Raw genomic sequence first — 14,937 nt, 5'->3', positions numbered from 1 at the left:
GCGTATTTCTGTCAGTTTATTTGAAGCATTCCGTTAAATAATCACCATTTATTCTCATCGGTTAATGCGTAGAGTAGGGATAACGCAATGCTTTATCAGGATACTCCACTATGAAAAAGATCGGATTTTTGTCGTTTGGTCACTGGACGCCGTCTTCCCAGTCCGGCACGCAAACCGCAGCTGACACGCTGCTACAGTCCATCGATCTGGCTGTCGCCGCTGAAGAGCTGGGCGCGGACGGGGCTTATTTCCGCGTGCACCACTTTGCCCGCCAGCTCAGTTCGCCATTCCCCTTGCTGGCTGCGATAGGCGCGAAAACCAAACGCATCGAAATCGGTACGGGCGTGATCGACATGCGGTACGAGAATCCGCTGTATATGGCGGAAGATGCTGGCGCGGCAGATCTCATCTCCGGCGGGCGATTACAGCTTGGTATCAGCCGGGGCTCCCCGGAGCAGGTGATTGATGGTTGGCGTTATTTTGGTTACGTGCCGCAGGACGGGGAAAACGAATCTGATATGGCGCGCCGTCACACTGAGGTACTGCTTGATGTATTACGCGGTGAAGGGTTTGCGAAGCCTAACCCACAGCCGATGTTCCCAAACCCGCCGGGATTGTTGCGTCTGGAGCCGCATTCAGAGGGCTTACGCGATCGTATCTGGTGGGGGGCTGGCTCCAATGCAACGGCAGTATGGGCGGCAAAACTGGGGATGAACCTGCAAAGCTCAACGCTGAAAGATGATGAAACCGGCGAGCCGTTCCATATTCAGCAGGCAAAACAGATCCGTGCCTACCGACAGGCCTGGGCCGAGGCAGGGCATACCCGTCAGCCACGCGTTTCGGTCAGCCGCAGTATTTTTGCCCTGATGGACGATCGCGACCGGATATATTTCGGTTCAAGCCGCAATGAGAGCGACAGCGTTGGCTATCTGGATGAGAAAACGCGGGCCATTTTCGGACGCAGCTATGCCGCAGAGCCAGACAAGCTGATTGAACAGTTGAAAAAGGATGAAGCGATCGCGGAAGCGGATACGCTGTTGCTTACCGTGCCGAATCAGCTGGGCGTGGAATACAACGCACATGTGATCGAGTCCATCCTGAAACATGTCGCACCGGAAATGGGATGGCGCGATCGCAATGCGTAATCTGGCCCTCTGGTATCGCCGGTTTGGTGAGCCTGAATCGGTACTGCAAGCGGAAACCACACCATTGTCACCGCGACAGCCGGGAGAGATACGTGTGCGCATGCTTTTTTCTCCGGTGAACGCCTCCGATCTCATCCCCATCACCGGGGCATATCGCCATCGCACGCCGCTGCCCGCAATAGCCGGTTATGAAGGGGTCGGAATAGTGACCGAAACGCCCGCCGCTTACCCGGCGCTGCTGGGCAAGCGGGTCCTGCCGTTACGGGGGCAGGGAACCTGGCAGCGCTATGTCGACTGCCCGGTGGCGTATGCGGTTCCCGTCCCGGACGACGTCGACTCGCTTCTTGCCGCGCGGGCGTATATCAACCCGCTTGCCGCTCAGATGATGCTGGACCGTTATCCTCCGGTCGGGAAAACGGTGCTGCTCACCGCTGCCGGTTCTGACTGCGCCGTTCTGCTCGGGCAATGGGCACGCCAGGCGGGTGCAGAGGCGGTTTACGGGATCCATCGCTCGCCCGTGCACGCTCAACGTCTGGCTGAAATGGGGATCGTCCCGATTGCGCAAGATGATACGGCCGCCGTCAACGCTGCCGCCGCGCAAGCGGAGGTGGTGTACGACGCCACGGGCGGCAGCCTGGCGGAGGCGATCCTGAGCGTGATGCCCGAAACCGGTACCTTTGTCTGCTACGGGCTACTCTCCGGGCAGACCTTCCGGCAGCAGCGGCCGTTGCCGCGCGTGGCGTGGTTTCACATTCGTAACTATCTGGACGCGCTGAGCGCTGAGGCGTGGCAGGCGGAGTTTCGGCGCATCTGGCCTAAACTGCGCGCCAGCCAGTGCAGCGATGTTACCCTCTACCCGCTGTCGGAATGGCAGCGGGCAGTGGGCAACTACCGCGAAGCGGGAAGAACGGGCAAGCCTATGCTGTCGATGGACAATTAATCGGCCTTATGGCTCATGTCGCTCAGCAGTACAGCGATACTTTGTCCACCGGCGGTCTGCTCCAGGCCAATTTTGACAATAATTGTCAGCGGAACGGAGAGCAGCATGCCGACAGGCCCGAGCAGCCAGCCCCAGAAAATCAGGGACAGGAACACAACAAGAGTTGAAAGCCCCAGCCCGCGTCCCATTATCCGTGGTTCGAGAATGTTCCCGAAGACAAGGTTAATCACCAGATAGCCTGCCAGCAGAATCAGGGCATCATACAAACCGCTGAAAACCAGCACCTGAAGGATAGGGGGGATCGCCGCCAGCACGGAGCCGATGTTAGGAATATAGTTGAGCGCAAAGGCCAGCAGCCCCCAGACGAAGGCAAAACGCACATCCAGCGCGGCGAGCATCCCCCAGACCACTAATCCCGTCACCAGGCTGATGGCCGTTTTCAGCACCAGATAGCGTGAAACGCTGTCGAGCGCGCGCTGAATAGCACCCATTCCCTCTACCGGACGCACCATGATGTGCTGGAGTTTTGCAGGCAGCTGTGGAACTTCCAGCAGCATAAACACAACCGTCAGGAACAGCAGGAAAATCGAGGTCATGGCGTTGGAGAGCTGTGCCAGCAGGCTGGTGACAATCGTCATGGCGGCATTCGGATCGATGTATTTAAGCAGTTCCTCAACCGAGACTTCGATACCCGCGCGTTGCAGCCAGGGTTCAATTTGCAGCAGCGGGGTCGCCAGGGAAGAGCGGTATGTCGGCAGCGTCCGCGCCAGCTCGTTCAGGGAGGTTCCCAGATAGGCGACTAACAGCACCATCGCAACGATAATAATACTGATAAGCAGGCTTATCGCCAGCACACGCGGGATGCGCAGCCGCACCATTCGCTGCACCAGTGGATTGAGGATCACCGCGATAAAAAGCGCCAGGATAAAGGGCACGATGATATCGGCCGCAAAACGAACGCCGGTCAGAATGATCACCAGCATGCCCAGCATGATGACGATCTTAAGCCCGTTGAGGGTGATAATGGGTTTGGCCATGGACGTTCCTGAACAGTTTTTTATTTATAATAGAGGGGAAAGCGGATTAAAAAAACTAACCAAAATCAAACAGACTGGGTAAAGAAATGAAAAGGCTTTGAGTAAATTCCTGGCTTATGATACAAATCAGGCGTGTTCAACTACTGAGGACAATTTTCATCCGCAAAGACGAGAAGCAACACCGCGGATAATTGTAATTTTATGGACAATTTGTTCAGGACGTATTTTTCAAACAACTCTGCTCTGTTTTCTACCTCCCTCTGCACGCTTTCCGGTGAACAACACTGGCGTTCCGCGCTATAGTCACGTCTTCTGCCTGAGCTGGCGCTATGCGCTTAGCTAACTGATTTAATTCCCACTTTTTTGGTTTGCTGTTCGCAGCGAGCCTCGATGGATTATATTCTCAAGCAGGAGAAAAACATGTTTTACTGGATTTTATTAGCTCTGGCTATCGTTGCTGAAATTACCGGCACCTTGTCGATGAAATGGGCGAGCGTGAGTGACGGCAGCACCGGATTTATTTTGATGCTGGTCATGATTACGCTTTCCTATATATTCCTCTCTTTCGCGGTTAAAAAAATCGCGCTGGGCGTGGCATACGCTTTGTGGGAAGGTGTTGGTATTTTATTGATTACGCTGTTCAGCGTCATGATATTTGATGAAACCCTGACGACAATGAAAATTGCCGGGCTGACGACCCTGGTCGCAGGTATCGTGCTGATTAAATCGGGTACGCGCAAACCAGCCAAACAGCAGAAGGAGCAGACCCATGCAGCAGTTTGAATGGATCCACGCGGCCTGGCTGGCTTTCGCCATCGTTCTGGAAATTATTGCGAACGTCTTTCTGAAGTTCTCCGACGGTTTTCGTCGCAAAGCCTACGGCCTGTTATCGATTGCCGCGGTTCTGGGGGCGTTTAGCGCCCTGTCGCAGGCGGTGAAAGGCATCGATCTGTCCGTGGCCTACGCGCTGTGGGGCGGCTTCGGTATTGCCGCCACCCTGGCGGCAGGCTGGATTATGTTCGGGCAGCGTTTAAACCATAAAGGCTGGATAGGGCTGGTATTACTGCTCGCTGGCATGATCATGATTAAACTGGCCTGAGTGACCTACTGCTGCGCCAGGGCTTCCAGCCGGTCGCGAAAACCGGTCACCGCTAACGCTCGGTTATCGGCGCGCCAGCGGTCTTTCGCTGCCGGAGCAGAACTCTGAACGCCAATCAGTTGCCAGCCGTTAACGGTTTTTAACATCAGGGGCGATCCGCTATCACCCGGTAGCGTATCGCACTGATGCGAAAGCACGCTGTTTTGCGCCCAGCCCGTCACCACGCAGTCCGTATGGGTGTACAGCGAATCGAGGTGATCAACAGGGTAGCCTGACTGCGTCACTTTTCGATCGGCGGCTTTCAGGGCGGCGGTGAGCGCGTCTTTGTCACCATCAAAGAGCGGTAGCGGAGCGATCCCGGACGGCGGATAACGTAAAACGATCAGACCGAAATCCCAGGATGCCGCCCCGGGCGGCACAATCCATCCATCGCCATCCGGTTTCAGGCGTTTCCCGAGCGACGGATCCACCCGCCCCTCAATACCGTGAATTTCGTAGCGCCAAATCCCTTTCTGCGAGACAAAGCGCAGGGCGATCGCTTTATCCGGTTTGCCTTCGGGCGGCATTAACAGGCAATGACCCGCCGTCAGCGCAAGGCGTGGCGTTATGAGAGTTGCGGTACATAGATTGCCGCTGGCGGTTTCCAGTTGCCCGATGGCATCCCAGGGCGCTTCGGTAGGATCGGTGACACGCGTACGATCGTCATGACCAAAAAACAGCGTCTTTACCTCTTTGGCGCTGATGGCGTCATCGTCGCCCTCATCCGCATGTGAAAAGCCTGCAAAAAGGCTAAACGTTCCCAGTAACAACACAACAGATTTACGCATATCACACTCTGGTGGGGGTAATTATGATTATTAAAAGTGAACCCTATGAAAATACTATAGACGCGACGGCGAGAAAGTGGGAGTAAAATCAGCGTGCTACATTCAGGAAAGATAAAAGTGGCTGGCGATGAGCGCGCATAAAATTAGCAGGATAAGAATGAACTCAAACCGATAGCGCCGCAGCATACGCCCTCCGGATAAAAAAACGGCGCTGACCGCAATCCCGTTCAGCGCCGGTTTACCAACGTGCCCCGAAGGGCACGGTTAAGCTTGTACTCTTACGCTGCTGGCTGTGCAGCAGGTTTAGCCGCTTCGTGTTTTGCCGCTTTTTTGTGATGCTTTTTAGCCGCCTGGGCTTTCTGCTCTACCGCAGGTTTTGCCGCTTTTTTGTGGTGCTTTTTCGCGGCCTGCGCTTTCTGTGCTGCCGCTGGTTTAGCCGCTTTGTGATGTTTTTTATGGTGAACCGTTTTGGCCGGAGCAGCAGTGGATGCCGCAGGCGCTGCGGTGGCGGTAGTTTCAGCCGCGAATGCAGCGGAAGAAAGACCCATAGCAGCGGCAACAACCAGAGCTAATACTTTTTTCATTTTCATACCCTCGAATTTGGTTTTTCATTTAACCCCACTGCGGGGCCGTTGAAATAACTATATCCCTGTAAATTCGGGGTTTCCGTGAGTGATTGGTATCGGCGTGTAACCATATGTACAACGCCGGGGTGGCCCCCGGCGCGTTCGTTTACAGGTAGCGGGACGTCAGGTGTTCGCGGAAGTAGCGGATATTCAGATCTTCACCCGTGGCCTGGGTGATGAGCTGCGACGTGCTGAAACGGCTGCCGTGCTGCCAGATATTCTGACGCAGCCAGTCAAACAGCGCCGAGAAGTCGCCCCCGGCAATGGATGCCTGCAACCCGGGCAGCGCAGTTTTGGCGGCATGGAACAGCTGTGCCGCATACATTGCCCCCAGCGTGTAAGACGGGAAGTAGCCAAAACCGCCGTCGGTCCAGTGGATGTCCTGCATACAGCCGTTGCGGTAGTTATCTTTGGTGGATAATCCAAGCCAGGCCTGCATTTTCTCATCCCATAACGCGGGGATATCATCCACTTCGATTTCGCCATTGATCAGCGCGCGCTCAATCTCATAGCGCAATACCACATGCGCCGGATAGCTCACTTCATCTGCATCAACGCGGATGTAGCCCGGCTTCACGCGCTGATTCCAGGCAATAAAATTCTCTTCACTGAATGCCGCCTGGCTGCCGAAACGGGCATGAACCGCCGGAAGCAGATGCTTCAGGAAAGCCTCACTGCGGCCCAGCTGCATTTCAAAGAACAGACTTTGGGATTCATGGATCGCCGTAGAGCGCGCCAACGCAACGGGCTGGCCGGCCCACGCTCGCGGAAGGTTTTGCTCGTAGCGGGCATGTCCGGTTTCGTGGATCACACCGAAAAGCGCGCTGAGCAGTTCATCTTCATCGTAACGCGTGGTGATACGCACATCTTCCGGAACGCCGCCGCAGAACGGGTGGGCGCTAACGTCCAGACGACCGCCGTTAAAATCGAAGCCAAGCATTTTCATCGCTTCCAGGCCCAGCTCGCGCTGGGTGGCGGTGGGGAAGGGCCCCTGTGGCGGAACGAACGATCGTTGAGCCTGTTTTTCCACAACCTTTGCCAGCAGCTCCGGCAGCCAGGACTTCAGATCGCCGAACAGCACATCCAGGCGAGCGCTGGTCATGTCGGGTTCAAAGATATCCAGCAGCGCGTCGTAAGGCGTGCAGTCTTTAGCCTCAGCGCGCAGGCGGGCTTCTTCACGACTGAGTTTCACCACCTCTTTCAGGTTGGCTGAAAAGCCCTGCCAGTCGTTGGCCGGACGCTGAGTACGCCAGGCGTGTTCACACCTGCTGCCCGCCAGCGATTTGGCCTCTACCAGCGATTCCGGCAGTAAAGTGGCCTGCTGGTAGTGGCGCGTCATTTCACGCAGGTTGGCCTGCTCAACGTCGTTCAGATCTTCTTCTGCCGCCGCCGCCAGCCATTCACCCACTTTTTTATCGGTCAGGATCTGATGTTGCAGGACGCTCATCTCCGCCAGCGCTTCACCGCGCGCGGCGCTGCCGCCGGGCGGCATCATGGTAAACATGTCCCAGCTGGCGATGGAGGATAGGTGGGAGAAGCGGGAGAGACGCTGGAAGGTGCGGGTGAGTTGTTGATAGTTATTGTTTTTCATGAAGTCCTCGTGTCTGAATCAGCCGATGACAAAAATTAGCATCGGCTCGATTTAAACACGAAGATGGCTGAATGTTAATGCAGTCGTTTATGCAGGCTCGCGCCCACCAGCAGTGCCGCGCACAGCATCAGCGCGATAAATCCGCCCACGCCGTTCCAGCCGTAGTTATGCCAGAACACCCCGCCGAGCGTACCGGCTATGCTGGAACCAAGATAGTAACTGAACAGATACAGAGACGAAGCCTGACCTTTGGCGCGGCGCGCGCGTGGGCCAATCCAGCTGCTGGCAACAGAATGCGCGGCAAAGAATCCCGCAGAGAAGAGCAGCATTCCGGCAAAAATCAGCCACAGGGAAGAGACAAGCGTCATCAGCAGTCCGAACAACATCACAGCGGTGGACACCAGCATCACCGGACCACGGCCGAAGCGCGCGGTCATGGCGCCCGCTTTTGGTGAACTCCACGTCCCGGTGAGATACGCCACAGAGAGCAAACCCACCAATGCCTGGCTAAGATGCCACGGCGAGAGCATCAGCCGGTAGCCAATATAGTTAAACAGCGTGACAAATGACCCCATCAGCAGGAATCCCATCAGAAACAATCGCGGCAAACCTTTGTCGCGCCAGTGCAGACGGAAGTTGATAAACAGTGTTTTCGGACGCAGGGAAGTCGGGCGGAAATGGCGCGATTCCGGCAGGATTTTCCAGAACATTAGCGCCGAAGCGAGGGCGAAGCAGCCGATTACGGCCAGCGCAATGCGCCAGTTAAAGAAATCGGTAAACACACCGCTGAGCAGGCGTCCGCTCATCCCGCCGATAGAGTTCCCGCTAATGTACAGCCCCATGGAGAAGGCCACGAAGCTTGGGTGGATCTCCTCGCTGAGATAGGTCATCCCGACCGCCGCCACGCCGCTGAGGGATAACCCAATCAGCGCGCGCATGACCAGAATGCCGTGCCAGCTGGTCATCATGGTGGACAGCAAGGTACACACGGAGGCCAGCATTAACGCCGTTACCATGACCTGCTTACGCCCGATGGCATCTGAAAGTGGCCCGGTGAACAGCAGACCGATCGCCAGCATCCCGGTTGAAATGGAGAGCGAAATACTGCTGCTGGCTGGCGACACGCCAAATTCATGCGACAGGACCGGCAGGATCGGCTGAACGCAGTAGAGCAGGGCGAAAGTGGCGAGACCCGCTGAAAAGAGCGCCAGCGTGACGCGCATAAACTGGGGGGTACCACGTTTTATAAACTGAACCGGCTGCGGTACTGCGGGTAAATCATCAATGTCGCTGGCCGGCGCGATATCAACGGTCGTTGTACGGCTCACACATAATCCTTGCTTAAACTTCCCCGTGGTTTCTGGTGACGGGTATGACCACAAGATTAGGGTAGGAAAATGTAAATATTCTGTCTAATATATTAATAATCTCAAATGATACTTTAAAAATATGAATATCGAGCTGCGCCATCTGCGCTATTTTGTCGCCGTCGCTGAAGAGCTCCATTTTGGTCGTGCTGCGGCAAGGCTGAATATCTCCCAGCCACCGCTGAGCCAACAGATCCAGATCCTTGAGCAGCAGGTTGGGGCGCGTCTGCTGGCGCGAACCAACCGCAGCGTGAGCCTGACGGCGGCGGGAAAACAGTTTCTCGCCGATAGCCGACAGATCCTGAGTATGGTGGTGGACGCCGCCGCCAGAGCGGAACGGCTTCATCTCGGGGAGACGGGAGAGCTGCGCATCGGGTTTACCTCGTCGGCCCCCTTCATCAGCGCTGTTTCACAAACGCTATCCTCGTTTCGCAGTAACTTTCCGGATGTGCATATTCAGACGCGCGAAATAAATACCCGGGAGCAAATATCGCCGCTTAATGAAGGATCGCTCGACCTGGGGCTAATGCGTAACACGCAGTTGCCTGATACCCTGGCGTGGCAGGTGATCCTCCGCGAACCGCTGATGGCGATGATCCCCCGGGATCACCCGCTCGCCGCGCAGCATAGCGTCACGCTGGCTGAACTGGCGAAAGAACCCTTTGTCTTTTTTGACCCACAGGTGGGTACCGGATTGTATGACGATATTCTTGGTCTGATGCGGCGATATGGCCTTGTCCCGACTATCGCGCAGGAAGTGGGGGAAGCCATGACGATCATTGGTCTCGTTGCCGCAGGGCTTGGCGTGTCGATTCTTCCGGCCTCGTTTAAACGGGTACAACTGCCGGAAATGCGCTGGGTGAATATTGCCGAGCAGGATGCGGTCTCGGAGATGTGGCTGGTGTGGTCTAAACATCATGAACAGAGCCATGCGGCACAGCGTTTCAAAGAACAATTAATTACCGCTTCTCACGGGCGTTATTTATAGGGAAAAGCGGGCGAAAATGTGCAGTAAATCACATGGCTAAGTAAAAATTTGACGTCAGCCATTGAAGTGCTTCACCATAGCCCTCAGTTTATTTCGAAGCTCGAAAATAAGGGAGTACGAGGTGGTTGCTGATAGTCAGCCAGGGCATATCGATCAGATCAAGCAGACCAACGCGGGCGCCGTTTATCGCCTGATTGATCAGCTTGGTCCGGTTTCGCGTATCGATCTTTCGCGCCTGGCACAACTGGCACCCGCCAGTATTACCAAGATTGTCCGCGAAATGCTGGAAGCCCATCTGGTTCAGGAGACAGAAATTCAGGAGCCGGGCAGCCGTGGCCGTCCGGCGGTAGGGCTGGTGGTGGAAACGGAAGCCTGGCACTACCTGTCGCTGCGAATTAGCCGCGGGGAAATCTTCCTCGCGCTGCGCGACCTCAGCAGCAAGCTGGTGGTGGAAGACCGGCTGGAACTCCCGCTCGATGCAGAGCAACCACTCCTCGATGCCATTCTGACCCATATCGACCAGTTCTTTATTCGTCACCAGCAGCGCCTTGAACGTTTAACGGCGATTGCGATCACCCTGCCGGGAATTATTGATACCGAAAATGGCATTGTGCACCGCATGCCGTTTTATGAAAACGTCAAAGAGATGCCGCTGGGCGACGTGCTGGAAAACCACACCGGTGTGCCGGTCTACATTCAGCATGATATCAGCGCCTGGACGATGGCGGAGGCGTTATTTGGCGCTTCCCGGGGCGCGCGCGACGTGATTCAGGTGGTGATTGATCACAACGTTGGCGCAGGTGTGATCACCGACGGGCGTCTGTTGCATGCTGGCAGCAGTAGCCTGGTGGAGATTGGCCATACGCAGGTCGATCCGTACGGAAAACGCTGCTACTGCGGTAACCATGGCTGTCTGGAGACAATTGCCAGCGTCGAAAGCGTGCTGGAGCTGGCGCAGGTGCGGCTCAGCCAGTCAATGAGCTCCACGCTGCACGGTCAACCGTTGAGCGTCGAGGCATTGTGCACTGCGGCAAGGCAGGGCGATCTGCTGGCGAAGGACATCATTACCGGCGTGGGCAATAATGTCGGGCGCATTCTGGCCATTATGGTGAACCTGTTTAACCCGCAAAAAATACTGATCGGCTCCCCGCTCAGCCAGGCGGCGGATATCCTCTTTCCGGCAATTTCCGCCTGCATCAACCAGCAGGCGCTTCCCGCGTACAGTAAAAACATCGTGGTCGAAAGTACGCAATTTTCCAACCAGGGTACGATGGCTGGCGCCGCGCTGGTAAAAGATGCGATGTACAACGGCTCGTTACTGATTCGTTTGCTTCAGGGCTAACTCTTTTCCATAGATGTACGAAAAATTGCGCTATCTCAAGCCGGGTAGCGCACGCTTCCCGTAGACTTTCCCCACTGAATTATTTACCTGGTTTATATTTTTTGAAGCATACCCAAGAGGTGGAATGAGTCATGCTTAAGCGTTTCTTTATTACTGGTACGGATACGTCTGTCGGGAAGACCGTCGTATCCCGCGCGTTACTTCAGGCCCTGGCGGCAAGCGGTAAACGCGTTGCAGGATACAAGCCGGTAGCAAAAGGCAGTAAAGAGACGCCAGAAGGGCTGCGCAATAAGGACGCCCTGGTTCTGCAAAGCGTCTCGTCTCTGGAACTGCCTTATGATGCCGTCAATCCCATCGCGTTAAGCGAAGAGGAAAGCAGCGTCGCTCACAGTGGGCTTATCAACTACAGTCTGCTCTCTGATGGCCTGGCAAATCTGAGTGAAAAGGTTGACCACGTTGTCGTTGAAGGGACCGGTGGCTGGCGCAGCCTGATGAACGATTTACGTCCCCTTTCCGAGTGGGTGGTGCAGGAGCAGCTGCCGGTGATTATGGTCGTGGGCATTCAGGAAGGGTGCATCAACCATGCCTTGCTGACGGCGCAGGCTATCGCTAATGACGGCCTGCCACTGATTGGTTGGGTGGCGAACCGTATTAACCCGGGCCTTGCGCACTACGCAGAAATCATCGACGTGCTGAGCAAAAAGCTGCCTGGCCCGTTGGTAGGCGAACTGCCTTATCTGCCCCGCGCCGAGCAGCGCGAATTAGCGCACTATATCGATCTCTCGGCTTTCGGCGGTATGCTGGCCGTAGATCGAGTCGTGGCGTAGCGTTCTCGACAATACCGACGCCACAACACAGGCAACCAGCAAACCGGGAAGTAAAAAATACTGCCCGGTCATCTCACATACCATCAAGGCCGACATGATTGGCGCATGCGTTGTGGCGGCAAGCAGCGTCGCCATACCCGCCAGCCCAAGCAGGATCGCCGTCTCAGAGCCAGGAAACCACAGCGCAAAGATCTGCGCAAACAGCATTCCCGTTGCCATACCAACGAACAAGGTTGGCGTAAACACGCCTCCCGGTGCGCCGGACCCGCTGCTTGCCAGCACCGCCAGGAGCTTGCAGATAAAGACGCCGGCAATTACCGACAGCAGCGGCGGCGACTGCAAAAACGCCTGAACCACGCTGTAGCCATTCCCCCATACCTTCGGCGTCAGCAGCGACAGCAGCCCGACGATCAGCCCCCCCAGCGCCAGCTGCCACGGCGGTGAAAGTTTGAGACGCAGAAACAGCCTGTGGCTGGCCGCCATCAGCCACATCAGCAGCGGGCCGCAAACGCCAGCCAGCAGACCCACGCCAACGATCAGGAAATAATCCACCGCCGTAAGCATCTCGCTGAGATGGACATCATAAAGTGTATTCGCGCCGGGACTTAACAGGCGCGTGGTTAGCAGGGCCACCACAGCGGCAATCACCACCGGGCCGAGGGAGGCCAGCATCAGCGTGCCAAACAGGATCTCTGCGATAAACAGGCTGCCCGCCAGCGGCGCATGATAGGCGCTGGCCATCCCGGCGGCGGCACCGCAGGCGATCCACAGTTTCCATTCGGATTTCGGCGTACAACGTTGTGCAAAAAAGGAGGCAGCGAGGGCGGCAAGCAGGATCATGGCGCCTTCCCGGCCGATGGCGCTGCCGCTGGCGACCACCAGCAACGAGGCGAGGGATTTCACCAGGCTGGCGCCGTAATCAAACTGGCCATCACCCGTCTCCAGCGCCTCCATATAATCGGTCGGGGCGTGGGGACGTTGTGCCGTCATGCGCTGCCATCCCCACAGTAGCACCCCCGCGGCCAGACCACCCAGCGCAGGCGTCAGCGCCCGCCGCCAGGGCGATAACGCGGCAGCGGCGTTCACCAGGCTTCCGCTTTCGTTGCTGAGAAACAACCACTCCAGCAGATACATGCTGTGGCGGAACACCGCAACGGCCAGCGCTGCCAGCACGCCGGTGACAGTAGCAATCAGGAGACGGCGAAACATCGCGCGGATGTCGGGGTAAGCGTGAAGACGTTGCATGAAGTCGTGATTAACGGGGACGATACGATATTGTGGCGGGAAAACGTGAGGTTAGCAAAAGGTATGCGTGCGGAAAAAGGCCGGGCAGTACCCGGCCTGAATGCTTAACTCTCGCTATGAATATTCAATGCCCGGCGCGTACGCCCGGAACTCAAATACTCCGCAATATAATCCTGGGATATCTCGCCGTTATAGCGTCCGTCCTCGTCCACAATCGGCATCCAGCTGGTGTTGCTCTCATACAGGCGAGAAAGCACCACGCGCAGGTTATCCTCGGCCTTACCTGTCATGCGGAACGGATGCAGAATATCACCGCAGCTGCCGCTGGCATTACGCGCTTCGCGGCGCTTCACAAAGCCCAGCGGTTTGCCGAGATCATCAACCACGGTAATGGCGCGAATATCGTTGTCATCCATGGTGGCGAAGGCCTCTGGCAGCGGCGTCGATTCGCGTACCGTAATCGTCGGCTGCTGGTCGGTGACGTCGCCCGCGGATACCAGCAGCAGGCGTTTCAACGTCCGGTCCTGACCAACAAACGAGCCGACAAACTCATTGGCGGGTTTCGCCAGCAGCTCGTCCGGGCTGGCGCACTGAACAATACGCCCCTGACGGAAGACGGCAATACGGTCGCCCAGCTTCAGCGCTTCGTCAATATCGTGGCTCACCAGCATCACGGTCTTTTTCAGCTTGCGCTGCATCTCCAGGAACTGGTTCTGGATCACCTCACGGTTAATCGGGTCAACCGCGCCGAATGGTTCATCCATCAGCAGGACTGGAGGATCCGCTGCCAGCGCGCGGATGACGCCGATACGCTGCTGCTGACCGCCGGACATTTCGCGCGGATAGCGGTGAAGGAATTTATGTGGATCCATTGCCACCATATCCATCAGCTCCTCGGCACGGGATTTACAGCGCGCTTTGTCCCAGCCCAGCATGCGCGGCACGACGGTAATGTTCTCTTCGATAGTCATGTTCGGGAACAGGCCAATCTGCTGGATCACGTAGCCAATGTTGCGGCGCAGGGTCACGGTGTCCATCCCGCTGGTGTCTTCGCCGTTAATCAGGATCGTCCCGCTGCTTGGCGTAATGAGACGGTTAATCATCTTCAGGGTAGTGGTTTTCCCGCAGCCGGACGGGCCGAGCAGCACGCACATTTCCCCTTCAGGCACGTTCAGGTTGACGTTGTCGACGGCCTTAAACGTCTGGACGTGCTTCTGTGAAAATTGTTTGGTGAGGTTTTCCAGTTTTATCATTATCGAATCCCCTTCGGAGTCAGTACCACCTGCAAACGGTGCAGCAACCAGTCGAGCACAATCGCTAAAAGACAAATCATCAGCGCGCCCGCAATTAACATACGAATATCACTCCCGCCAATACCGTTAAGCAGCAGCAGGCCCAGACCGCCCGCGCCAATCACGGCAGCAATCGCCATGACGCCGATGTTCATCACCACGGCGGTGCGGATGCCGCCAAAAATCACCGGCAGCGCCATTGGGATTTCCACCCAGCGCAGACGCTGCCAGAAGGTCATGCCGATGCCGCGTCCCGCTTCGCGCAGGCCGGGTGGCAGGCTGTCGAGCGCCGTGTGGGTGTTGCGCACAATCGGCAGCAGTGAATAGAGGAACACCGCCGTAATCGCGGGCAGGGCGCCAATGCCCTGACCGATCAGCGAAAAGAGCGGGATCATCAGGCCGAAAAGCGCAATTGACGGGATGGTGAGCACAATGGTGGCAATCCCCAGCACCGGCGTTGCCAGCCATTTATGGCGGACAATTAAAATACCCAGCGGCACGCCAATAACAATCGCCATGCCCACGGCGAGTGCCACCAGCCAGAGGTGTTGCAGCGTCAGGGTTAAGAGATAGTCCCAGTTGTCGAGAATATAGTGAATCGTCTCCATAGC

Annotated in this window: 16 protein-coding genes; 7 read left to right on the top strand and 9 right to left on the bottom strand. The window is 56.5% G+C overall.

All coding sequences use genetic code 11. The annotated features are described in order from the left end of the window. Nucleotides 1–110 precede the first annotated feature (110 nt). Together INF86_RS06020 and INF86_RS06015 are read left to right on the top strand one after the other, a co-directional pair. Nucleotides 111–1,145, top strand: a complete 1,035-nt coding sequence (locus tag INF86_RS06020) for an LLM class flavin-dependent oxidoreductase (protein ID WP_193543324.1) — start codon at nucleotides 111–113, stop codon at nucleotides 1,143–1,145. Beyond that, nucleotides 1,138–2,085, top strand: a complete 948-nt coding sequence (locus tag INF86_RS06015; protein ID WP_063150624.1) for a zinc-dependent alcohol dehydrogenase family protein — start codon at nucleotides 1,138–1,140, stop codon at nucleotides 2,083–2,085. Before INF86_RS06020 ends, INF86_RS06015 begins: the two co-directional genes overlap by 8 nt. Here INF86_RS06015 and INF86_RS06010 read toward each other — a convergent pair. Continuing rightward, a complete protein-coding gene (locus tag INF86_RS06010; RefSeq protein WP_003857467.1) occupies nucleotides 2,082–3,122 on the bottom strand; it encodes an AI-2E family transporter in 1,041 nt (346 codons plus the stop codon). The two genes, INF86_RS06015 and INF86_RS06010, sit on opposite strands and share 4 nt — an antisense overlap. 420 nt (nucleotides 3,123–3,542) lie before the next feature. On the opposite strand from INF86_RS06010, the gene mdtJ reads away from it, so the two are divergent. Continuing rightward, on the top strand, nucleotides 3,543–3,905 hold the full coding sequence (gene mdtJ, locus INF86_RS06005) for a multidrug/spermidine efflux SMR transporter subunit MdtJ (protein WP_032624865.1): 363 nt from the start codon (nucleotides 3,543–3,545) through the stop codon (nucleotides 3,903–3,905). Then, complete coding sequence (mdtI, locus tag INF86_RS06000) at nucleotides 3,892–4,221, top strand: multidrug/spermidine efflux SMR transporter subunit MdtI (protein ID WP_022647960.1); 330 nt, start codon at nucleotides 3,892–3,894, stop codon at nucleotides 4,219–4,221. Before mdtJ ends, mdtI begins: the two co-directional genes overlap by 14 nt. Nucleotides 4,222–4,226: 5 nt before the next feature. Here the strand turns inward: mdtI and INF86_RS05995 are convergent, their stop codons facing one another. The 5 genes from INF86_RS05995 to INF86_RS05980 all read right to left on the bottom strand — a co-directional run bounded on the left by INF86_RS05995 (nucleotide 4,227) and on the right by INF86_RS05980 (nucleotide 8,593). Beyond that, the gene (locus tag INF86_RS05995) at nucleotides 4,227–5,048 is read right to left on the bottom strand and encodes a serine protease (protein ID WP_023299991.1); all 822 of its coding nucleotides are present in this window, start codon (nucleotides 5,046–5,048) and stop codon (nucleotides 4,227–4,229) included. A 102-nt stretch (nucleotides 5,049–5,150) separates the two neighbouring features. Beyond that, a complete protein-coding gene (locus tag INF86_RS22630) occupies nucleotides 5,151–5,234 on the bottom strand; it encodes a hypothetical protein (protein WP_057979992.1) in 84 nt (27 codons plus the stop codon). A gap of 92 nt (nucleotides 5,235–5,326) precedes the next feature. After that, a complete protein-coding gene (gene asr / locus INF86_RS05990; protein WP_022647962.1) occupies nucleotides 5,327–5,632 on the bottom strand; it encodes an acid resistance repetitive basic protein Asr in 306 nt (101 codons plus the stop codon). A 148-nt stretch (nucleotides 5,633–5,780) separates the two neighbouring features. Further along, on the bottom strand, nucleotides 5,781–7,265 hold the full coding sequence (locus tag INF86_RS05985; RefSeq protein ID WP_045621647.1) for a carboxypeptidase M32: 1,485 nt from the start codon (nucleotides 7,263–7,265) through the stop codon (nucleotides 5,781–5,783). A 74-nt stretch (nucleotides 7,266–7,339) separates the two neighbouring features. After that, nucleotides 7,340–8,593, bottom strand: coding sequence for an MFS transporter (locus tag INF86_RS05980; RefSeq protein WP_022647964.1), 1,254 nt, complete (start codon nucleotides 8,591–8,593; stop codon nucleotides 7,340–7,342). Nucleotides 8,594–8,714: 121 nt separating this feature from the next. Between INF86_RS05980 and INF86_RS05975 the strand changes: the two genes are divergently transcribed. From INF86_RS05975 to bioD, 3 genes are all read left to right on the top strand, one after another. Continuing rightward, nucleotides 8,715–9,620, top strand: coding sequence for a LysR family transcriptional regulator (locus tag INF86_RS05975; protein WP_022647965.1), 906 nt, complete (start codon nucleotides 8,715–8,717; stop codon nucleotides 9,618–9,620). A gap of 121 nt (nucleotides 9,621–9,741) precedes the next feature. Next, on the top strand, nucleotides 9,742–10,962 hold the full coding sequence (mlc, locus tag INF86_RS05970) for a sugar metabolism global transcriptional regulator Mlc (protein ID WP_022647966.1): 1,221 nt from the start codon (nucleotides 9,742–9,744) through the stop codon (nucleotides 10,960–10,962). A 131-nt stretch (nucleotides 10,963–11,093) separates the two neighbouring features. After that, nucleotides 11,094–11,789 (top strand): dethiobiotin synthase, encoded by a 696-nt coding sequence (bioD, locus tag INF86_RS05965; RefSeq protein WP_015570628.1) that lies wholly within the window; start codon nucleotides 11,094–11,096, stop codon nucleotides 11,787–11,789. Here the strand turns inward: bioD and clcB are convergent. The 3 genes from clcB to osmW form a co-directional block, all read right to left on the bottom strand. Continuing rightward, the gene (clcB, locus tag INF86_RS05960) at nucleotides 11,724–13,034 is read right to left on the bottom strand and encodes a voltage-gated ClC-type chloride channel ClcB (protein ID WP_003857448.1); all 1,311 of its coding nucleotides are present in this window, start codon (nucleotides 13,032–13,034) and stop codon (nucleotides 11,724–11,726) included. The genes bioD and clcB overlap by 66 nt on opposite strands. Before the next feature lie 104 nt (nucleotides 13,035–13,138). Beyond that, a complete protein-coding gene (gene osmV / locus INF86_RS05955; RefSeq protein ID WP_193543323.1) occupies nucleotides 13,139–14,287 on the bottom strand; it encodes an osmoprotectant ABC transporter ATP-binding protein OsmV in 1,149 nt (382 codons plus the stop codon). After that, nucleotides 14,287–14,934, bottom strand: a complete 648-nt coding sequence (osmW, locus tag INF86_RS05950; protein ID WP_063148135.1) for an osmoprotectant ABC transporter permease OsmW — start codon at nucleotides 14,932–14,934, stop codon at nucleotides 14,287–14,289. Before osmW ends, osmV begins: the two co-directional genes overlap by 1 nt. Between the last annotated feature and the right edge of the window lie 3 nt (nucleotides 14,935–14,937).

The sequence above is a fragment of the Enterobacter cloacae complex sp. I1M genome, from assembly GCF_014982425.1.
In the GTDB taxonomy this organism is placed as follows: Bacteria; Pseudomonadota; Gammaproteobacteria; order Enterobacterales; family Enterobacteriaceae; genus Enterobacter; species Enterobacter intestinihominis.
Note: the sequence above shows the minus strand (reverse complement) of the source record. Positions and strands in the feature narration are given on the sequence as shown.